Annotated in this window: 18 protein-coding genes and 1 riboswitch; of the genes, 11 read left to right on the top strand and 7 right to left on the bottom strand. The window is 61.6% G+C overall.

The window, feature by feature from the left end:
• Position 1: 1 nt before the first annotated feature.
• Positions 2-1,183 (top strand): radical SAM family heme chaperone HemW, encoded by a 1,182-nt coding sequence (gene hemW / locus BW978_RS01810; protein ID WP_076391674.1) that lies wholly within the window; start codon positions 2-4, stop codon positions 1,181-1,183.
• A 117-nt stretch (positions 1,184-1,300) separates the two neighbouring features.
• Here hemW and dnaA read toward each other — a convergent pair whose 3' ends face one another.
• The 4 genes from dnaA to mutM form a co-directional block, all read right to left on the bottom strand.
• Positions 1,301-2,851, bottom strand: a complete 1,551-nt coding sequence (gene dnaA / locus BW978_RS01805; protein ID WP_076393118.1) for a chromosomal replication initiator protein DnaA — start codon at positions 2,849-2,851, stop codon at positions 1,301-1,303.
• Positions 2,852-3,662: 811 nt separating this feature from the next.
• Positions 3,663-3,929, bottom strand: a complete 267-nt coding sequence (gene rpsT, locus BW978_RS01800) for a 30S ribosomal protein S20 (RefSeq protein WP_006724980.1) — start codon at positions 3,927-3,929, stop codon at positions 3,663-3,665.
• A gap of 189 nt (positions 3,930-4,118) precedes the next feature.
• Positions 4,119-4,892 carry an enoyl-CoA hydratase gene (locus BW978_RS01795; protein ID WP_076391672.1) on the bottom strand — a complete coding sequence of 258 codons (774 nt, stop codon included), beginning with the start codon at positions 4,890-4,892 and terminating at the stop codon, positions 4,119-4,121.
• 27 nt (positions 4,893-4,919) lie between these two features.
• On the bottom strand, positions 4,920-5,810 hold the full coding sequence (mutM, locus tag BW978_RS01790) for a bifunctional DNA-formamidopyrimidine glycosylase/DNA-(apurinic or apyrimidinic site) lyase (RefSeq protein ID WP_076391670.1): 891 nt from the start codon (positions 5,808-5,810) through the stop codon (positions 4,920-4,922).
• Positions 5,811-5,947: 137 nt separating this feature from the next.
• On the opposite strand from mutM, the gene ubiE reads away from it, so the two are divergent.
• From ubiE to BW978_RS01755, 7 genes are all read left to right on the top strand, one after another.
• Entirely contained in the window at positions 5,948-6,724 is a 777-nt protein-coding gene (gene ubiE / locus BW978_RS01785) for a bifunctional demethylmenaquinone methyltransferase/2-methoxy-6-polyprenyl-1,4-benzoquinol methylase UbiE (protein WP_076391668.1), read from the top strand.
• 5 nt (positions 6,725-6,729) lie between these two features.
• Positions 6,730-8,304 (top strand): 2-polyprenylphenol 6-hydroxylase, encoded by a 1,575-nt coding sequence (gene ubiB, locus BW978_RS01780; protein ID WP_076391666.1) that lies wholly within the window; start codon positions 6,730-6,732, stop codon positions 8,302-8,304.
• Positions 8,305-8,413: 109 nt separating this feature from the next.
• Positions 8,414-9,901 (top strand): sensor histidine kinase, encoded by a 1,488-nt coding sequence (locus tag BW978_RS01775; RefSeq protein ID WP_076391664.1) that lies wholly within the window; start codon positions 8,414-8,416, stop codon positions 9,899-9,901.
• A 2-nt stretch (positions 9,902-9,903) separates the two neighbouring features.
• Positions 9,904-10,341: a response regulator gene (locus tag BW978_RS01770; protein ID WP_054151206.1), complete on the top strand. Its 438-nt coding sequence runs from the start codon at positions 9,904-9,906 to the stop codon at positions 10,339-10,341.
• A 13-nt stretch (positions 10,342-10,354) separates the two neighbouring features.
• Positions 10,355-11,395 (top strand): response regulator, encoded by a 1,041-nt coding sequence (locus tag BW978_RS01765; RefSeq protein WP_076391662.1) that lies wholly within the window; start codon positions 10,355-10,357, stop codon positions 11,393-11,395.
• A gap of 89 nt (positions 11,396-11,484) precedes the next feature.
• The gene (coaBC, locus tag BW978_RS01760) at positions 11,485-12,699 is read left to right on the top strand and encodes a bifunctional phosphopantothenoylcysteine decarboxylase/phosphopantothenate--cysteine ligase CoaBC (protein WP_076391660.1); all 1,215 of its coding nucleotides are present in this window, start codon (positions 11,485-11,487) and stop codon (positions 12,697-12,699) included.
• The gene (locus tag BW978_RS01755) at positions 12,696-13,049 is read left to right on the top strand and encodes an MmcQ/YjbR family DNA-binding protein (protein WP_076391658.1); all 354 of its coding nucleotides are present in this window, start codon (positions 12,696-12,698) and stop codon (positions 13,047-13,049) included. The genes coaBC and BW978_RS01755 overlap by 4 nt, the downstream gene beginning before the upstream one ends.
• A gap of 8 nt (positions 13,050-13,057) precedes the next feature.
• On the opposite strand, the gene BW978_RS01750 is transcribed toward BW978_RS01755, so the two are convergent.
• Positions 13,058-13,885, bottom strand: coding sequence for a class II glutamine amidotransferase (locus tag BW978_RS01750; protein WP_076391656.1), 828 nt, complete (start codon positions 13,883-13,885; stop codon positions 13,058-13,060).
• Positions 13,886-14,128: 243 nt separating this feature from the next.
• On the opposite strand from BW978_RS01750, the gene BW978_RS01745 reads away from it, so the two are divergent.
• Together BW978_RS01745 and BW978_RS01740 are read left to right on the top strand one after the other, a co-directional pair.
• Entirely contained in the window at positions 14,129-15,040 is a 912-nt protein-coding gene (locus BW978_RS01745) for a pirin family protein (protein ID WP_076391654.1), read from the top strand.
• A gap of 68 nt (positions 15,041-15,108) precedes the next feature.
• Positions 15,109-15,504, top strand: coding sequence for a GFA family protein (locus BW978_RS01740; RefSeq protein ID WP_076391652.1), 396 nt, complete (start codon positions 15,109-15,111; stop codon positions 15,502-15,504).
• Here BW978_RS01740 and thiD read toward each other — a convergent pair.
• Positions 15,501-16,316 carry a bifunctional hydroxymethylpyrimidine kinase/phosphomethylpyrimidine kinase gene (thiD, locus tag BW978_RS01735; RefSeq protein ID WP_076391650.1) on the bottom strand — a complete coding sequence of 272 codons (816 nt, stop codon included), beginning with the start codon at positions 16,314-16,316 and terminating at the stop codon, positions 15,501-15,503. The genes BW978_RS01740 and thiD overlap by 4 nt on opposite strands.
• A gap of 55 nt (positions 16,317-16,371) precedes the next feature.
• Positions 16,372-16,468, bottom strand: a riboswitch (TPP riboswitch).
• Between the two features lie 125 nt (positions 16,469-16,593).
• On the opposite strand from thiD, the gene BW978_RS01730 reads away from it, so the two are divergent.
• Positions 16,594-17,268 (top strand): HAD-IA family hydrolase, encoded by a 675-nt coding sequence (locus BW978_RS01730; RefSeq protein ID WP_139330261.1) that lies wholly within the window; start codon positions 16,594-16,596, stop codon positions 17,266-17,268.
• A 46-nt stretch (positions 17,269-17,314) separates the two neighbouring features.
• Here the strand turns inward: BW978_RS01730 and BW978_RS01725 are convergent, their stop codons facing one another.
• Positions 17,315-18,898: a peptide chain release factor 3 gene (locus BW978_RS01725; RefSeq protein WP_054151212.1), complete on the bottom strand. Its 1,584-nt coding sequence runs from the start codon at positions 18,896-18,898 to the stop codon at positions 17,315-17,317.
• Positions 18,899-18,962: the final 64 nt, after the last annotated feature.

Here is an 18,962-nt window from a genome sequence, read left to right as displayed (position 1 = left end):
CTTGACCGAACGGTCCTTCACGCTCCTGCCCGACACTGGCGAGCCCGGTTTCGGGGTCTACGTGCATTGGCCCTTCTGCGCGGCCAAGTGTCCCTATTGTGACTTCAACAGCCATGTGCGGCACCAGCCGGTCGATCAGCCGCGCTTTGTCGCCGCCTTTCTCGCCGAGCTGAAGGCTGTGCGGGCCATGTCCGGGCCGAAGACCGTCACCAGTGTCTTCATGGGCGGCGGTACGCCATCGCTGATGGATCCGTCGACGGTCGGCGCGATCCTCGACGGTATCGCAGCCAACTGGCATATGCCCGACGGCATCGAGATCACCATGGAGGCCAACCCGTCCAGCGTCGAGGCGACCCGCTTCCACGGCTATCGGGCAGCGGGCGTCAATCGTGTTTCGCTCGGGGTGCAGGCGCTGAACGATCCGGATCTCAGGTTCCTCGGGCGACTGCATGATGTCGCCGATGCACTCAAGGCCATCCGACTGGCGCGCGAAATCTTCCCGCGCATGTCCTTCGACCTGATTTACGCCCGGCCCAACCAGACGGTGGAAGCCTGGGAGCGCGAGCTGAAGGAGGCGATGTCGTATGCCGTCGATCATCTCTCACTCTACCAGCTGACGATCGAAGAAGGCACAGCCTTCTATGGCCTGCACAAGGCGGGCAAGCTGATTGTCCCCGACGACGAGCATGCCGCCACACTCTACGAGGCGACGCAGGAGATCACCGCGCGTGAAGGACTGCCGGCCTATGAGGTTTCCAACCACGCCCGCCCGGGCGCGGAGAGCCGTCATAACCTGACCTACTGGCGCTACGGCGATTACGCCGGCATCGGTCCAGGCGCGCATGGGCGCCTGACCAAGGGGCGCACGAAGATTGCAACGGTCGCCGAGCGGCATCCGGAAACATGGCTTTCGGCCGTCGAGCAGAATGGTCACGGCATTATCGAACGCGAAGAGCTCGATCACGAGGCGCAGGCCGACGAGCTTCTGCTGATGGGCCTTCGGCTCCGCGAAGGCGTCGATCTCGCCCGCTGGCAGCAACTTTCCGGCCGCGACCCGGATCCGGACAAGGAGCAGTTTCTGCTGGAACAGGGCTTCATCGAGCGGCTCGGCAATTCGCGGCTTCGCTGCACGCCGCCGGGCATGCTGATCCTGGACGCCGTCGTCGCGGATCTCGCCTGCTGAGAATTTTCACTTCCTCAATTTAGCCGGCGACATTCAGTTTGATGTAGCCTGGTACAATGACAAAGCCCGCCGATTCATTATCGACGGGCTTTTCTATTTGGTTCGTCGGGAACTTTCTTACTCGTTGATCAGACGGCGCAGAAGCTCGATCTCCTGCGACAGCTTCTGATCATTAGAGATCAGATCCTCGATCTTGCGAACCGCATGCAACACTGTCGTATGGTCACGACCGCCGAAGCGACGGCCGATCTCCGGGAAAGAGCGCGGGGTCAGCGTCTTCGACAGATACATGGCGATCTGGCGCGGCTTGACGATGACGCGGGTGCGGCGGTTCGACACCAGTTCCTGGCGCGAGACGTTGTAGTGGCGGGCCACGACGCGCTGGATGTCCTCGATGCGCACGCGCTTCTGATCGCCGGCGCCGACGAGGTGAGCGAGCAGTTCGTCCACGCGCTCGATCGACAGGTTCGGCTCGAAGGAGCGGCGGAAGAGCAGTTGGTTGAAGGCGCCTTCGAGGTCGCGACCGCTGCTGGTGATGTTGCGGGCCACATGCTCCAGGATTTCGGCGGGGATGTCGATCGACGGATCGTCCTTGCGGGCGACGTCGAGGCGCGACTTCATCATGTCGAGGCGCATGTCGTAATCGGGCGCTTCCATCTCGATGGCAACACCACCCTGGAGGCGCGAGCGGACGCGCGGATCGAGCGATTCCAGTTCCCAAGGCGCACGGTCGGCGGCGACGACGACCTGCTTGGCGCTGTCGAGCAGCATGTTCAAGAGGTGGCAGAACTCGTGCTGGATCATCTTACCCTGCAGGAACTGCATGTCGTCGATGATCAGGAGGTCGATATTGCGCAGCGAGTCCTTCAGCGTCAGGGCATCATTGTCGCGGATCGCGGTTGCGAAGCGCCACATGAAGTATTCGGCCGTGAGATAGACGACACGCGGCTGGCGCGGGCTCTGGATCGCGGCATTGGCGATGGCCTGCAACAGATGCGTCTTGCCGAGGCCGACAGAGGAATGGATGAAGAGCGGGTTGAAGCGCACGGCGCCGGCACCGGCTTCTGCAATCGTCTTGGCAGCTGCGAGCGCCACGCGGTTCGAGGACCCTTCCACGAAACCATCGAAGGTGTAGCGGCTGTCGAGCGGCGAGCCGAACAGCGGGCCTGCCTGTGTGGCGCGTGTGTTCGACGGTGCATGGGTCTGGGCCGAGGCGATCTGGCCTACGGTCTGCGGTCCGGCCTTGCGCGGCGAAGCCGGCTGGCTGACGTCCGATCCGACCGAACGCTCCTCGACGACAGGGCCACGGGTGCTGCGGCTGGCGCTGCGCACCATGATTTCGACCTTCAGGATCGACGGATCTTCAGCCTGGAAGATCGACGTGATCAGGTCGAGGTATCGGTTGTTGATCCAAGACTTCAGAAATGTCGTCGGTACGGTCAGGCGTACCACACTTTTCGATGCGGAATGGAGCTTCAGGCGCCCAAACCAGCTCTGGTATACGTCCACACCGACCTGAGCTTTGAGCCGCTTGCTGAACCGGTCAAACAGAGCATCATGCTTCATCTCGGCATTGTCTCCTGCCCCTTCGGAGCATGCGGCGCCGAGCGCCGAATGTGCATTGTCCCCGTTCGCCAACGCACCGGCCGTCATAGAGTTCATATGCATTTTGCCGCCTTCCAAATTCATTCCAGGTGCCGGGCGTATCCTTGTCGCCCGACAGCCGCTTCATCTCTAATCGATCCCTTTGGGATCGACGGTCCCCGAACACATCGTGCCGACTTCAGCCAAAAGCCGGCTCGACGCGCCATCGCCCCCTCACGACAATGGCAGTGCCCATATGTGCGACATCCTCGTCATGCCGCGCATCCTTGTCCTTGTCGTGGCCACTGGCCACCATCAAGGCGCAAAACCGCCATCACGCGGAAACAGCTAAGTTTCCGATGCAACGTCGATCACTTTATGAGAAAACGGAATGGAAACACTCCGTCCCGGCAAGAGCGACCTGTCACGATGACACTGCTGTCGTCCGGACCGTCGTTTTCGGCCATTGGCTGGCCTCTTGCTGAGAAACATTAAGGCAGGATCAAAAGCCAAGATCAACACCGATTTTTAGGCTATCGGGCGCTTGGACCATTGACTCTTCGTACTTCATTTTCGCGTCACATTCGGGCGAAAAAGAATCGCTTTTGAATCAAGGAGATTCCCAAACAGGCACAAGATAGGGCGCTGGCAACGCGAAAAAATAAAATTTCTCTTGACTCATGAGGGGGCCAATCTGCCCCAGCGTGAAGGCAGCCCGCTCACAAGCACCTCCCAGAACCATATGAAATCATTACGCTTTTCATGTCATCGGACTGACAAGATGCAGTGCAGCAGAAAACTCTAAAACAACAATTTTTGATAACCGAGAGCAACAACGACAAAAAGCCCGGCGCAACGCCAGGCTCTTCGAAAAATGTCAGAAAGGTGTCTAAAATTAGACAGCCAGGGCCTTCACACGAGCGGCCAGACGCGAGATCTTCCGCGATGCGGTGTTGGCGTGAACCACACCCTTGGTGGCAGCGCGCTGAATCTCAGGCTGAGCTGCCTGCAGGGCGTCCTTGGCAACAGCTGCGTCGCCGGAAGCGATGGCTTCTTCGACCTTGCGGATGAAACCACGGACCCGCGAACGACGAGCCTTGTTGACTGCAGTACGGGCAGCGATCTTGCGGGTCGCCTTCTTCGCCGAAGTTGTGTTGGCCATGATGCCTCTCTCGAATTCAAACCAAAGCCCACCATCGCCGCGTCGGGTCGTTGCGACCTGCCATACCAGCACTTGGGGGGCTGTTTCATGGGAAAAGCGCATCGGCTTTCCCAACCGTGGGCGGGCATATAGCGGGAAAGCGCGAATGCGTCAACGCGGATTCTGCAGATAACGCGCCTTCCCTTGCGCTTATCTGTGCTTGAAGGCGGGCTTCCGCTTCTCGACGAAGGCCGCCATGCCCTCCTTCTGGTCCTCGGTCGCAAACAGCGAATGAAACAGCCGGCGTTCGAAGCGCAAGCCTTCGCCCAGTGTCTGCTCAAAGGCGCGGTTCACGGCCTCCTTGGCCATCATCACCGACGGGAGAGAGAAGGAGGCTATCTTGGCTGCCGCTTCCAGCGCCTCGTCCAGCAGCCGCTCGGGCTCGACAACGCGGGCGACGAGGCCGGCGCTTTCCGCTTCCGCAGCATCCATCATGCGGCCGGTCAGACAAAGGTCCATGGCCTTGGCCTTGCCGACGGCGCGGGTCAGGCGCTGCGAGCCGCCCATACCGGGAATGATGCCCAGGGTGATCTCGGGCTGGCCGAACTTTGCTGTCTTCGAGGCGATGATGAAGTCGCACATCATGGCGAGCTCACAGCCGCCGCCGAGTGCAAAACCGGAGACGGCGGCGATGAACGGCTTGCGGAAGCCGGCGATGTGATCCCATCCGCCGATGAAGTCACCGGTATAGGTGTCGACGAAACCAAGCGACTGCATTTCCTTGATGTCAGCACCGGCAGCGAAGGCCTTTTCCGAGCCCGTGAGCACCACGGCACCGACGGTCGCGTCGGCCTGCAGCTCGCCCAGGAGCTGGCTGAGCTCGCGCATGACCGTCGAGTTCAGGGCATTCAGCGCCTGGGGCCGGTTCAGCGTTACCAGCGCAACACGGTCGCGCCGTTCGATCAGCAGGGTTTCAAATGACATGGCTTCCTCCTCCACGACCCGAAGGCCTCATTTCTGGCAGGTGCGACAATAGAATGTCGAGCGGCCGGATTGAACTATCCTTTCGACGGTACCCCTGCAACCATCCGTGAGGCAGGGCTCGCCCTCCCGATCATAGGCGCGGAAGGAATGCTGGAAGTACCCCAAGGTACCATCCGTCTGGATATGGTCGCGCAGCGACGAACCACCTGCCTCGATCGCATCGGCAATGACCTCGCGGATCGACTGGGTGAGCAGTTCAAGTTCCGCCTTCGGTTTGCCCTTCGCTGTGACCAGGGTGGAGACCTTGCGGGTCGGCGACAGGTGCGATCGCCATAGCGCTTCACAGACATAGATGTTGCCGAGGCCGGCAATTACCTTCTGATCGAGCAGGGCGCTCTTCAGCGGCTGGCTGCGGCCTGCAAAACGGGTCGCCAGATAGTCCGGGGAGAGGATATTGCCGACCGGCTCGGGGCCGAGATCGCGGAACGCCGGATAGGTATCGAGTTCAGAACGCGCCATCAGTTCCATGAAGCCGAACCGACGCGGGTCATTATAGACGACGCGGACAGAGCCCTCCGGACGCTGCAGATGAAAGACGACGTGGTCGTGCTTCTCATCCTTTCTGCGCTCGTGGTGGAAGACGCCGGGCAGATTTGCCTCGGCGGCTGCTTCGATACGGAACGAGCCGGACATGCCGAGATGTGCGATGACGGTCAGATCGTCCTCAAGGTCGACGAGCAGGTATTTCGCCCGGCGGGACAGCGCGAGAATACGTCGACCTTCGACCCTTGCGGCAAAGTCGCGCGGGAGAGGAAAGCGCAGATCCGGCCTGCGCAGCTCCAGGCGCTGCAATGTGGCGCCTTCCATGGTCGGCGCCAGGCCGCGACGGACTGTCTCTACCTCTGGTAATTCCGGCATTTCGGCCCATCTTTCTGTTTCAAGCGCCTGTTTTACGGTCTATAGACCAGGCTTGGAGCGGGTGCACTGCGCAGATAGCGCTCGAAAGCCCTTTTCGCTATGGTCCGCCCGACCTGTCCGTACCGTGGAGTGAACCGATGACTGCAAGCCGCATTTCCGCCGATGGCGGCATGGAAACCTCCTACGGCTTCCGCCAGGTCGACGAGCAGGAAAAGCAGGGCCTGGTCAACGATGTCTTCCACAAGGTAGCCAAGCGCTACGACATCATGAACGACGTCATGTCAGCCGGCCTGCACCGCGTCTGGAAGGATGCGCTGGTGGCGGCTCTCAATCCACGCAAGGATCAGAACTACAAGGTGCTCGACGTCGCCGGCGGCACGGGCGACATCGCCTTCCGTATCGTCGAGGCCTCCAACCGGATGGCGCATGCGACCGTGCTCGACATCAACGGTTCCATGCTCGGCGTGGGTGCCGAGCGGGCCGAGAAGAAGGGGCTTTCCCCCAACCTCACCTTCGTCGAGGCCAATGCCGAAAGCCTGCCCTTCGAGGACAATAGCTTCGACGCCTATACGATCGCATTCGGCATCCGCAACGTGCCGCATATCGATGTGGCGCTGTCGGAGGCCTTCCGCGTTCTGAAGCGCGGCGGACGTCTGCTCGTGCTGGAATTTTCCGAAGTCGAACTGCCGCTGCTCGACAAGGTCTATGATGCCTGGTCTTTCAATGCGATCCCGCGCTTCGGCAAGATGATCACCGGCGATGCCGAACCCTACCAGTACCTGGTGGAATCGATCCGCAAGTTCCCGAACCAGCCGGACTTCGCCCGGATGATCGAGCGCGCCGGTTTCTCGAACGTTCGCTTCACCAACTATACCGGTGGCATCGCAGCCCTTCATTCCGGCTGGAAGATCTGATCCGGATGAGCACGATCGGTGCATATTTCCGCCTGGCGCGGGTCGGATGGGTCCTCGTGCGGGAAGGCGTCGTGGCGGCCCTGCCGTCGGAGGGGCTGCCTCCGCTCGTCGGCTTTGCCAAAGCGGCCGTCGCACCGCTTGCCCGCAGCCGGGTAAAATCCGTCGACCGAGCCGACCGGTTGGCCAACGCGGTTGCCCGCCTCGGTCCCTCCTATGTGAAGATCGGCCAGTTCCTTGCCACCCGTCCGGACGTCGTCGGCGCCGATTTCGCCGAGGATCTGGCAGGCCTGCAGGATCGGATGGCCTTCTTCCCCACCGAATCGGCGAGGACCACGATCCGGGACTCGCTCGGCCGCACGATCGAAGACCTCTATGTGCGCTTCGACGAGCCCATTGCTGCTGCGTCAATCGCGCAGGTTCACCCCGCCGAGGTAAACACACCAGAGGGACGCCGCAAGGTGGCCGTCAAGGTGATCCGGCCCGGCGTGCGCAAGCGTTTCGCCGCCGATCTCGAGGCCATGTATCTCGTCTCCCATTTGCAGGAGCGCTTCATCCCCAATTCGCGGCGTTTGCGCCCGGTCGAGGTGACGAAGACGCTCGAGCAGACCACCAAGGTCGAAATGGACCTGAGGCTCGAAGCGGCGGCGCTTTCGGAGATCGCCGAAAACACCAAGTCCGATCCGGGTTTCCGCGTGCCCCAGGTCGACTGGGAGCGCACGGGCCGCGATGTCGTCACCATGGAATGGATCGACGGCGTCAAGATGTCGGATGTCGAGGGTTTGAGGGCTGCCGGCCATGACCTCAATGCGCTCGCCGACACACTGATCCAGTCCTTCCTGCGCCATACGCTGCGCGACGGCTTCTTCCATGCCGACATGCATCCGGGCAATCTCTTTGTCGATCCCGCCGGCATGATCGTTGCCGTCGACATGGGCATTGCCGGGCGCCTTGGAAAGAAGGAACGGCGCTTCCTCGCCGAGATCCTCTACGGTTTCATCACGCGCGATTATATGCGCGTGGCCGAAGTGCATTTCGAAGCCGGCTATGTGCCGTCGCACCACAATGTCGCGAGCTTCGCCCAAGCGATCCGTGCGATCGGAGAGCCGATCCACGGGCAGCCGGCCGAGACCATTTCCATGGGCAAGCTGCTGACTTTGCTGTTCGAAGTCACCGAGATCTTCGACATGCAGACGCGCCCGGAACTGGTGATGCTGCAAAAGACGATGGTCGTCGTCGAGGGCGTCTCGCGCATTCTCAATCCTCGTTTCAACATGTGGAAAGCCGCGGAGCCGGTCGTTTCGCATTGGATCCGCGACAATCTGGGTCCGAAGCGCATTGCGACTGATATCAAGGATGGCGCCAAGGCGGCACTCAGGCTGGCCGAAGCGCTACCGGAAATCGCCACCAAGACCGAGAAGCTTCACGGAGAGATCGTGCGGATGAGCGAGGAAGGTCTGCGCTTCGATGCCGATACCGCCGAGCGCATCGGACGGGCAGAAGCGCGACATACGCGGTCTGGCCGGATCGCGCTCTGGGTGATCGCGGTTGCAGCGGTGGTTATCGCCTTACAGGTTTCCTGAGGTCCAAGAGCGACGAAAATAAACGCAGTTCCTCGATTTCTTGATGGAACAAAGCAGTCGATCATGCGTTTGAACTTGAAAACGCATCGTTTGTTCCGTCTGGAGTTCCATGACCGCCACCCAAACCGGCTTTGTTCGGTCCACGCTGCTCTTCCTCCTGATCGGCACCGCAATCCTCATCGGCATCATCGTCGCGACCTTTGGTCTCGTCGAGCGTACCCAGACGACCTTTGAATACATCCTGCAGGAGCGCAGCATCCGGCGCATGTCCGCCGACCTCATGCAGAAGCTGACCGACGCCGAGACGGGCCAGCGCGGCTTCGTCATCACCCGCAACGAGCTGTTCCTCCAGCCCTACGAGTCCTCCGTCGGCGAAATCCGCGAAGAGGTCGACAGGCTCGCGGCAGCGGTTGCCAATCGCCCGATCAAGGCAGCCCAGATGGAACGGTTGCGTGACCGGATCCGCGGTAAGCTTGCCGAGATGGGACAGGCCATCAATCTCGTGCGCAGCGGTGAGCAGGAACAGGCCGTTGAACTGATCCAGAGCGATGTCGGTCGTGAGCTTATGGACGACATCCGCTCCATGCTTGACCAGTTCAAGGAACTCTCGGACGCCAACGTTGAGCGCGGGACCGAGGCCCAGATCAGCGCGACCGAGCAACTTCAGTGGATTACGGTCGGCGGCGGCATCGCCATCATTGCCGTGATGGGTGGTGCGATCCTGGTCGTTGCCCAGCATGTGCGTGCGCTCGCGGCTTCCAGGCGCGAGGTGGAGGTCTTGAACCAGGGCCTCGAGGCCCGCGTGGCGGAGCGCACAGACGATCTCATGCAAGCAAACCAGGAAATCCAGCGCTTCGCTTACATCGTGACGCATGATCTAAGAGCGCCGCTCGTCAACATCATGGGCTTTACAGCCGAGCTCGATGCCTCTCTGAAATCCTTGCAGGCCTATGTCCTGAACGATGGCAAGCCGGTGTCCGAAGAGGAGATCCGCGAAGCCAGACTGGCTGCCTCGGAGGACCTGCCCGAAGCCATCGGCTTCATCCGCTCATCGACCAAGAAGATGGACGGACTGATCAACGCGATCCTGAAGATCTCGCGAGACGGGCGACGTCAGTTGAAGCCCGAAATCGTCGAACTGCAGCCCATGTTGGAGACCATTACCAACAGCGTCTATCACCAGATCAGCGAAAGCGACGGAAGCATCGATCTCGACATCAAGGCCACCTGCCTGAACACTGATCGATTGTCGGTCGAACAAATTCTCGGTAACCTTTTCGACAATGCTATCAAGTACAAGCATCCCCAACGGCCCCTGACCCTCGCCGTCCGAACCGCGCCCGAAGGGCGTCACATGGTAAGGATCGAGGTTGAGGACAACGGCCGTGGCATTGCAGAACAGGATCACGAACGCATTTTCGAACTCTTCCGCCGCTCCGGTCAGCAGGATCAATCGGGTGAAGGCATCGGCCTTGCCCATGTCCGCTCACTGGCACGGAACCTTGGAGGGGAGATCACCGTTCAATCCCGTTTAGGAGAAGGGTCAACCTTCGTACTGCGACTGCCATCTGATCTGTCACGCTTGGTACGGAGTTGATAATGAAAGCCGTGGGTAAAGAAGTCACCATTGTCATGGTCGAAGACGACGAGGGTCACGCCCGTCTGATCGAAAAGAATGTGCGTCGGGCCGGCGTGAACAACGAGATCGTGCCCTTCACCAACGGCACCGAAGCGCTCGACTACGTGCTGGGCAAGGATCGTAGCGGCAAGATTTCAGAAGACCGCTACCTGTTGATTCTGCTCGACCTCAATCTACCCGACATGTCGGGCACCGATATTCTCGACCAGATTAAATCCAATCCGCACACGCGACGGCTCCCGGTCGTCATCCTCACGACGACGGATGACGAACGCGAAATCCAGCGCTGCTACGATCTCGGGGCCAATGTCTATATTACCAAACCTGTCGATTACGACAATTTCGCCAACGCCATTCGCCAGCTCGGACTGTTCTTCTCCGTCATGCAAATCCCCTGATGGCGGTCAGGCGATGAGCTTCAGCGTTCTTTACATCGATGACGATGCTGCCATTGCCCGGCTGGTCCAGAAGCATATGGGCCGGCTCGGTCATGAGGTGTCGCATGCCGAGAACGCCGAAGACGCGCTCGAACTCCTGAAGACGACCGAGTTCGATGTTGTCGTGCTCGACCATTACCTGCGGCAGACAACCGGCCACGACGTGCTCGGTCGCATGCGCGAGGCCGAGATCGATGTGCCGGTGGTCTATGTCACCGGATCGAACGAGGCGCAGGTGGCGATCGAGGCGATCAAGGCGGGCGCTGCGGACTACGTCATCAAGACGGTCAGCGACGACTTCCTCTCGCTCTTGTCCAGCGCGATAGAGCAGACGATCGCCAACGCCCAGCTGCGTGCGGCGAAGGCCCGCGCCGATGAAGAGATCCGGCTCGGCAAGGAACGTGCCGAGGCCCTGCTGGCCGAGGTCAACCATCGCGTCGCCAACTCGCTGGCGCTGGTCGCCAGCCTGCTCAGACTGCAAATCTCTGCGGCCCGCAGCGACGAAGTGAAGGCGGAACTGGCCGAGACCCAAGCCCGTATCACAGCCATCGCCGGCATGCATCGCAGTCTCTACACCTCCGACGACGTCAGCCGGGTGGAGCTTGATCGTTACCTCAATCGCCTCACCGTCGAGCTCTACAATTCCTTGCACAGCGCCGAAAAGCCGGTGCGCCTGCTGCTCGATGCGGATCCCATCTCCCTCAGCGCCGACAAGGCAGTTTCGGTCGGCATGATCGTCACGGAACTCGTTACCAACGCCTTCAAATATGCCTATGCGCCGGGACAGTCCGGCGATATCCGGGTGTATCTGAAGATGCGGGGCGACGGCGAGGCGCTGCTTCGGGTCGAGGATGACGGCGTCGGAATCGATCCGCAGCGCGCGCCGAAGGGAACCGGTCTCGGGAGCCGCATTGTCAAATCCATGGCCTCCACGCTCGGAGACGGGCTACACTATCTCGAAGGCACGCATGGAACCGTCGCGGAAGTCCCGCTGAAGCTCGACAACGAAGCTTGAGGCACGCCGTTTACCAGTCCCAGTCTCGATGATTTGCCAGCGACCGGATTTGCGCTAGGGTCGCGGCCGCAGAGAAAGGGTTGCACTTCATGAGCTTGGCCGGAAAGCGGATTTTGCTTGTTATCGCGGGTGGCATCGCCGCCTACAAGAGCCTTGACCTCATCAGGAGGCTCAGGGAGCGCGGTGCGAGCGTGCGACCCATCATGACGCGTGGCGCCCAGGAATTCGTGACGCCGCTTGCTGTTGGCGCGCTCTCGGCTTCCCATGTCTATACCGAACTCTTCTCCCGCGAGGACGAGCAGGATGTCGGCCATATCCGGCTTGCGCGTGAATGCGATCTCGTGCTTGTCGCGCCCGCAACCGCCGACCTGATGGCGAAGATGGCCAACGGGCTTGCGGATGATCTGGCCTCCACCGTGCTTCTCGCAACCGACCGCCCGGTGCTCATCGCGCCTGCGATGAACCCGAAGATGTGGGCGCATCCGGCAACCCAGCGGAATTTTGCAGTGCTTCAGCGGGACGGCATCAAGGCCATCGGCCCGATGGAAGGCGAGATGGCCGAAAGCGGCGAGCGTGGACGCGGGCGGATGGCCGAGCCGATCGAGATTGCAGACCGCGTCGAAGACCTGCTCTCCGGGCCGAAACCGCTGGCCGGCATGACAGCCGTCGTGACCTCGGGCCCGACGCATGAGCCGATCGATCCCGTGCGCTACATCGCCAATCGCTCCTCCGGCAAGCAGGGCCACGCGATTGCGGCCGCCCTTGCCCGCCTCGGCGCCGAGGTTACGCTGGTTTCCGGACCCGTGACCATTGCCGATCCCTCCGGCGTTCGCACCCAGCATGTGGAGCGGGCGGAGGAGATGCGTGATGCCGTGCTCTCGGCACTTCCGGCCGACATCGCCGTGATGGTGGCCGCCGTCGCCGACTGGCGTGTTGCGTCCTCGGCCGGTCAGAAGATCAAGAAGCAGCCCGGCGAGGCGCCGCCGCCGCTCGAGCTTGCAGAAAACCCTGATATCCTGAAGACCGTCGGCCACCATGCCCAGCGTCCGCGCCTTGTTGTCGGCTTTGCGGCCGAGACACAGAATGTCGAGGAAAACGGCCGCTCCAAGCTTGAGCGCAAGGGTGCCGACCTGATCGTCGCCAATGATGTCTCGCCCGAGACCGGGATCATGGGGGGCGACCGCAACCGGGTGAAGCTGATCAGCCGCGACGGGGTCGAAGCCTGGCCTGATCTCTCGAAAGACGAAGTGGCCGAACGGCTGGCACTCTGGATCGCGACCCAGATCGGCGGGACAGGCGCATGAGCCTCTTTACGCGCGCCGGCTTCGAGGCCTTTGTCCAAGGGTTTGCCGGCACAACACAGGTCGACCAATGGGACAGCCGTGTTGCCAAGGTAGGCGACAAGGTCTTTTCCCTGCTGACCGATGGTGAACATCGATTAACCTTCAAGGTCAGCGAAGAAAGCTTCGAAATCCTGACGTCGCTCAAAGGCGTGTCGCAGGCGCCCTATTTCGCCAAGCGCAAATGGGTGAGCGTCGAACCGGACAGCGAGCTCGGCGAAGCCGACCTTATGGAATATCTCACCCGTTCCTATCGCACGGTCAGTGCGTCGCTGACCCGCAGGCTGCGCGCCGAACTCGGCATCGTCGAGTAAAGCTGTGATCAGACCGCAGCCATCGCCGGCTGACGGATCTGCTCGACCCGTGTGCGCTCAACCTCAGGCTTGAACTCGGCGGCATCCAGGCCGTTTTCGCTGAGGATCACGGCACTACCAGCGGGAATTTCCACCCAGGTATCCGTCTCATCGTTCAGCGGCTCCGACACGAGACAGAAGCTGCCCTTCGGCCCCATGGGCGCTGCAAACAACGTTGGAGCATATTCGTCCGTCGAGTAGCGCACGGCATAGAGCGTCTTGCCATCGGAAAAGGCAGCCGTCATGCGGATGCGTGCGGTGCCGGTCAGATGCAAGCTGATCTGCTCGACGAAGCCGACGGCCTCGCTCATGGCCGCGATAGGGCGCTCACGCAATCCGAACTGAAGGGCCAGCAGGAAGAGCAGTTCGCTGTCGGTCGTGCCAACACGGGCATGGAAATGCTCATCGTCCAGCATGCCTTCCATCGGCCGGCGGATGCGATCGAAATTGTCGATCTGGCCGTTGTGCATGAAGGACCAGTTCCCCTGGACGAAGGGATGGCAGTTGTCGCGGCGGGTGGCGCCATGGGTGGCAGCGCGGACATGCGCGAGAAACAGCGGCGAGCGGATCTGGCTTGCGAGGCTCTTCAGATTGCAGTCGGACCAGGCCGGCAGAACATCCCGGAAGCGGCCAGGCTCGGGGCGGTCACCATACCAGGCGAGACCGAAGCCATCGCCGTTGGTTGCGGTCTTGGCGCGGGTTGCGCAATGCGACTGCTCGATCAGGGAATGCGCGGGCGAGGTCACCAGCTCCTCAAGGAAGATAGGAACACCACGGTAAGCTGCCCAACGACACATATGAATTCTGCCCCAGGTCCATCGACCGACTGCGAATCCTTGGTAGTCTTCGCCCGATAGACTAATGATTTGCAAACATGGCTTCCTTCATGACAAATTTTTGTCGGGCAGTGCAACATTCTTCCTGCTGTCGACTGGCACAAATGTGAACACTGCGTTCTGCCCGGCGGGCCTGCGTGCCATGGTTCTCTCGCCTATATTGCTGCCCAAGCAACGAGCCCGTTTCCCCGAGGAGGTCCCCGAATGTCTATCCGCCCCGTCAAGCATGAGAGCCGCGCCACGCCGACCATGGAAGGCGCCGGCGTGAAGCTGCACCGTGTCTTCGGCTTCGGCGATCCTTCGATGACCGACCCCTTCCTGATGATGGACGACTTCCGCAACGACGAGCCGATGGACTACGTCCGCGGGTTCCCCTGGCATCCGCATCGCGGCATCGAGACGATCACCTATGTGCTGGCCGGCACCGTCGAGCATGGCGACAGCCTGGGCAATCAGGGCATGCTAGGCGCGGGCGACCTGCAATGGATGACGGCGGGCAGCGGGATCCTGCACCAGGAAATGCCGAAAGGCGATTTTGCCGGGCGCATGCACGGCTTCCAGCTCTGGGCCAACCTGCCCTCGTCGCTGAAGATGACCAAACCGCGCTATCAGGACATCAAATCACCCGAGATCCCCGTTGTCATCGATGATGACGGCACGTCGGTGCGCGTCATCTGTGGCGACTTCTGGGGCAAGAGCGGCCCGGTCGACGGCATCGCCGCCGAACCCGTCTATCTCGACATCTCGGTGCCACCGGGCAAGCGCAAGACATTCCCGGTCGACACCTATCGCTCGGCATTCGCCTATATCTTCGCTGGCTCCGGCTCGTTCCGGGATGCGTCCAAGCCCTTCGGCGTCAAGGTCGAGAAGGAGTATATGGGCGAAGAGCTGAACATCCGCGACCTTTCCGGCAACCGGACGCTTGTCGTTTTCGACACCGGTGACGAGATCACCGTACAGGCCGGCGAACAGGGCATCCGCTTCCTGCTGGTCACCGGCACGCCGATCAAGGAGCCAGTCGCCTGGCACGGTCCAATCGTGATGAACACCCGCGAAGAACTGATGCAGGCGATGAAAGAGTTGCAGAACGGAACCTTTATCAAGGCCGATCATTAACCCCACGCAGTCAAGTTCACTTCAACCCGGCGTCTCCAGCGCCGGGTTTTCTTTTTCCGGAGAGGAACATGCGCGTAACCGGGGCATGCCAATGCGGCGAAGTTCGCTATGAAGCCGAGGTCGATCCACAGGCCGTCGGCATATGCCATTGCACGGATTGCCAGCGGCTGACGGGCTCAGCTTATAGGGTCACAGTTGCTTCTCTTCCAGGTCGATTTCAGCTTCTTACCGGCGAGGCCAAGCGTTACCGGAAGATGGGCGACAGCGGCCGGCCAAGCGACCAATTCTTCTGCGGCAACTGCGGTTCGCCGATGTGGCGCGAAAGCGCCGACGGCGAGATCGGTTTGCGGCTCGGCTGCATCGACCAGCGCCGAGCACTCGCGCCGACACATCAGTCATTCGGCAAATCCGCCCTGCCCTTCGTCTTCGCCCTTCAGGAACGTCCGGAGGACGGGGACGACTAATCCTGCCAGAGCGCGTGGAAGTGATGCACCGGCCCGTGTCCTGAGCCAACCGACAGCTGGCCAGAACTCCTGACGGCCTCCGCCAGCCAGGCTTTGGCAACACGCACAGCCTCTTGTGGCTCAAGCCCCTTTGCCAATTCGGCAGCGAGCGCGCTCGACAGAGAACAGCCAGTGCCATGCGTATTGCGCGTTAGGATCCGTTCCGCCTCGAACCAGGTCACCTGACCATCCGCAACCAGCACATCCGGGCTTTCCGGGCCTGCCAGATGGCCACCCTTGAGCAACACTGCCCGGGGTCCGAGTGCTGTCAGCCTGATGGCCTGGGTTTCCATGATCCGCCGGTCCGAGGCTTCGGGATCACCGAGCAGGGCTGCCGCCTCCGGCAGGTTCGGCGTCAGGAGCGTGGCGGTCGGCAGGAGGTCAGACGTCAAGGCTTCGACGGCATCCGGATCGAGCAGGGAGGCACCGCCCTTGGCGATCATGACGGGATCGAGAACAACAGGAATGCCGCGATGAGGTTTCAATGCTTCGGCGACGGCCGAGGCAATGCCGGCATTGGCGATCATGCCGATCTTCACTGCATCAACCCTGACATCGGCAAAAACCATGCGGATCTGCTCGGCGACAAAACCGGGATCGAGCGGCACGACGGCCGAGACGCCCGTCGTGTTCTGCGCCGTCAGCGCCGTGATAACAGCCATTCCGTAGCAACCGCGGGCCGAAAAGGCCTTGAGATCGGCCTGGATGCCCGCCCCACCGGAAGGATCGGAGCCGGCGATGGTCAGCACGTTGCGGATGGTGGATGATCTCATGTCTGCGTCTCCCAAGGCAGCGGAGACGCAGCGGGCACAGCGCGGATACACCTGGCGCGACACCCGAGCGACTCCCTCCGCCAGCATGATCTGGTTCAGGTTCAAAGGGTGCTTCTCAGCCCGGCTTGCGCCAGACGCCCCTGTCTCTCAGGTGTCAGACTATGCGACAGCATCGTTCCTGTCACCTGGGTCTCTCGTCATTCCCATTCAGCGTTTGCAGCCGAGGACCATAGCCGCTAGGGAGGCCGGGATATCCAAACGACCAGAGGAGATTGCCTTGCATCACGCGCCTGACCGGCTTTTCGACCGTTCCTATGATGGCTTTCTCTTCGACATGGACGGAACGCTGCTCAATTCCATCGCCGCTGCCGAGCGCGTCTGGAGCCGCTGGGCCCTCAAGCATGGCCTCGACCTTGAGACCTTCCTGCCCACCATGCATGGGAAGCGCGGGATCGACACCATCAGCGCGCTGAACCTGCCCGGCATCGATGTGGTGAAGGAGGCGCTCGAGGTGGAGCGCGGCGAGATCGAGGATCTCGACGGCATCGTGCCGATCCCCGGCGCCATCGACTTTCTGAAAAGCCTGCCCGCCGAACGCTGGGCGATCGTGACCTCGGCTCCATCGGCCCTTGCCCGAGCCCGCATCGGGGCCGCCGGCCTGCCGCAGCCGCTGCAGATCGTGACGGCGGAAGACGTGAAGATCGGCAAGCCGGACCCGGCCGGTTACCGACTCGGTGCACAGCGGCTCGGTTTCGCTGCATCGCGCTGCCTGGTGTTCGAGGACGTCTTGGCCGGTGTCCGAGCCGGAGAAGCGGCAGGCGCCGATGTCGCCGTGATCACGGCGACGCACGCGCATCCGCTGGAGACGTCCCATCCGACGATTGCGAGCTATGAGACGCTGAGGGTGGAGTTCGACGCATCCCAGGGACTGCGGATCAAGGCGGCAGAATAAGCCGACCCGGCGGCGACGGCACGACCGTCACCGCCCTCGACCAAACTCACGCCGCCTTGGCGACGTGATACTCCTTGATGGCGACCATCTTGATCGCGGGGTAACGTTCGGACTCGTAGCGCAGCGAGAACTGGTCCTGCGCCATGAAGACTGGGTCGCCGTCGAGATCCCGGCAGATATCGCCACGGCGCTGGGTCATGAACTTTTCCAGATCGTCCTTGTTCTCGGCCGAGATCCAGCGGCAGACGGAGAAGCGCGACATTTCGAAGGACACCGGCAGGCCGTATTCGCCCTGCAGTCGCTCCTTGAGGACGTCGAGCTGCAGCGCACCGACGACGCCGACGATGGCCGGCGAGCCGTCTTCCGGCGAGAAGAGCTGCACCACGCCCTCTTCCGCCATCTGCTGCAGCGCTTCCTTCAGCTTCTTCGCCTTCATCGCATCTTCCAGCCGCACGCGGCGCAGGATTTCCGGCGAGAAGTTCGGCACGCCCTGGAATACGAGATTTTCGCCTTCCGTCAGCGTGTCGCCGATGCGGAGCGTGCCGTGGTTCGGGATACCGACGACATCACCGGCATAGGCCGTATCCGCCAGCTGGCGCTGGGAGGCGAAGAAGAACTGCGGCGCCGTCAGGCCCATCTGCTTGCCGGTGCGGGCGAGGCGCGCCTTCATGCCGCGCTCGAGCTTGCCGGAGCAGATACGGGCAAAGGCGATGCGGTCGCGGTGGTTCGGGTCCATGTTGGCCTGGATCTTGAAGACGAAGGCGGTCATCTTATCTTCGGCGGCATGCACGGTCCGGGTATCGGCCACCTGGTCGCGCGGCGGCGGCGCATAGGCACCCAGCGCATTGATCAGATCGCGGACACCGAAGTTGCGCAGTGCCGAGCCGAAGAAGACAGGCGTCATGTGGCCTTCGAGGAAGCTCTGGCGATCGAAGGGACGGCAGGCTTCGCGGGCAAGTTCGAGCTCGTCGATAAAAGTCTGGCGCTCGTTTTCGGGCAGGTTCTCCGCCACGCTCTGCGGACCGTTGACCTTGAGCGGCTCGACCTGGGCATCGCCGCCCCGATAGGTGTTGTTGGCCAGATTATAGGAGCCGCAAAAGGTCTTGGAACGGCCGACGGGCCAGGTGATCGGTGCCGTGTCCAGCGCCAGCTTCTCTTCGACCTCGTCGAGGATCTCGAAGGGGTCGCGGCTTTCGCGGTCCATCTTGTTGATGAAGGTGATGATCGGAATATCGCGCATGCGGCAGACCTCGAACAGCTTCAAGGTTCGCGGCTCGATGCCCTTGGCGGCGTCGATGACCATGACGGCCGCATCGACTGCCGTCAGCGTGCGATAGGTGTCGTCGGCGAAGTCTTCGTGTCCAGGCGTATCGAGAATGTTGAAGACATGGCCTTCATATTCGAAGGTCATGACCGACGTCACGACCGAAATGCCGCGCTCGCGCTCGATCTTCATCCAGTCCGACCGGGTCTGGATGCGATCCTTCTTCGCCTTGACTTCACCGGCAAGCTGGATGGCGCCACCGAACAGCAGCAGCTTTTCAGTCAGCGTCGTCTTACCCGCATCCGGGTGCGCGATAATAGCAAAGGTGCGGCGGCGGGAGACCGCCTCGGCGAGCGTTTCAGCCATATCTCAGGAGTCCTTCTGGTCGGGCGGTTATCTAGCGTTTCGACGGCCAATATGCAATTGAGCG

Origin of the sequence: Rhizobium sp. RU33A (genome assembly GCF_900156055.1) — a bacterium.
Classification (GTDB): Bacteria; Pseudomonadota; Alphaproteobacteria; order Rhizobiales; family Rhizobiaceae; genus Allorhizobium.
The sequence above is the reverse complement of the archived record's forward strand: the minus strand, read 5'-3'. Positions and strand labels throughout refer to the sequence as shown.

Excerpts from the sequence above, each read along its gene's own strand:
- BW978_RS01775 (WP_076391664.1), top strand. The coding sequence starts at position 8,414 with ATGACCGCCACCCAAACCGGCTTTGTTCGGTCCACGCTGCTCTTCCTC.
- BW978_RS01765 (WP_076391662.1), top strand. The coding sequence starts at position 10,355 with ATGAGCTTCAGCGTTCTTTACATCGATGACGATGCTGCCATTGCCCGG.
- BW978_RS01795 (WP_076391672.1), bottom strand. The coding sequence starts at position 4,892 with ATGTCATTTGAAACCCTGCTGATCGAACGGCGCGACCGTGTTGCGCTG.
- BW978_RS01770 (WP_054151206.1), top strand. The coding sequence starts at position 9,904 with ATGAAAGCCGTGGGTAAAGAAGTCACCATTGTCATGGTCGAAGACGAC.
- dnaA (WP_076393118.1), bottom strand. The coding sequence starts at position 2,851 with ATGCATATGAACTCTATGACGGCCGGTGCGTTGGCGAACGGGGACAAT.
- coaBC (WP_076391660.1), top strand. The coding sequence starts at position 11,485 with ATGAGCTTGGCCGGAAAGCGGATTTTGCTTGTTATCGCGGGTGGCATC.
- BW978_RS01755 (WP_076391658.1), top strand. The coding sequence starts at position 12,696 with ATGAGCCTCTTTACGCGCGCCGGCTTCGAGGCCTTTGTCCAAGGGTTT.
- BW978_RS01750 (WP_076391656.1), bottom strand. The coding sequence starts at position 13,885 with ATGTGTCGTTGGGCAGCTTACCGTGGTGTTCCTATCTTCCTTGAGGAG.
- rpsT (WP_006724980.1), bottom strand. The coding sequence starts at position 3,929 with ATGGCCAACACAACTTCGGCGAAGAAGGCGACCCGCAAGATCGCTGCC.
- ubiE (WP_076391668.1), top strand. The coding sequence starts at position 5,948 with ATGACTGCAAGCCGCATTTCCGCCGATGGCGGCATGGAAACCTCCTAC.
- BW978_RS01745 (WP_076391654.1), top strand. The coding sequence starts at position 14,129 with ATGTCTATCCGCCCCGTCAAGCATGAGAGCCGCGCCACGCCGACCATG.
- BW978_RS01740 (WP_076391652.1), top strand. The coding sequence starts at position 15,109 with ATGCGCGTAACCGGGGCATGCCAATGCGGCGAAGTTCGCTATGAAGCC.
- mutM (WP_076391670.1), bottom strand. The coding sequence starts at position 5,810 with ATGCCGGAATTACCAGAGGTAGAGACAGTCCGTCGCGGCCTGGCGCCG.
- BW978_RS01725 (WP_054151212.1), bottom strand. The coding sequence starts at position 18,898 with ATGGCTGAAACGCTCGCCGAGGCGGTCTCCCGCCGCCGCACCTTTGCT.
- ubiB (WP_076391666.1), top strand. The coding sequence starts at position 6,730 with ATGAGCACGATCGGTGCATATTTCCGCCTGGCGCGGGTCGGATGGGTC.
- thiD (WP_076391650.1), bottom strand. The coding sequence starts at position 16,316 with ATGAGATCATCCACCATCCGCAACGTGCTGACCATCGCCGGCTCCGAT.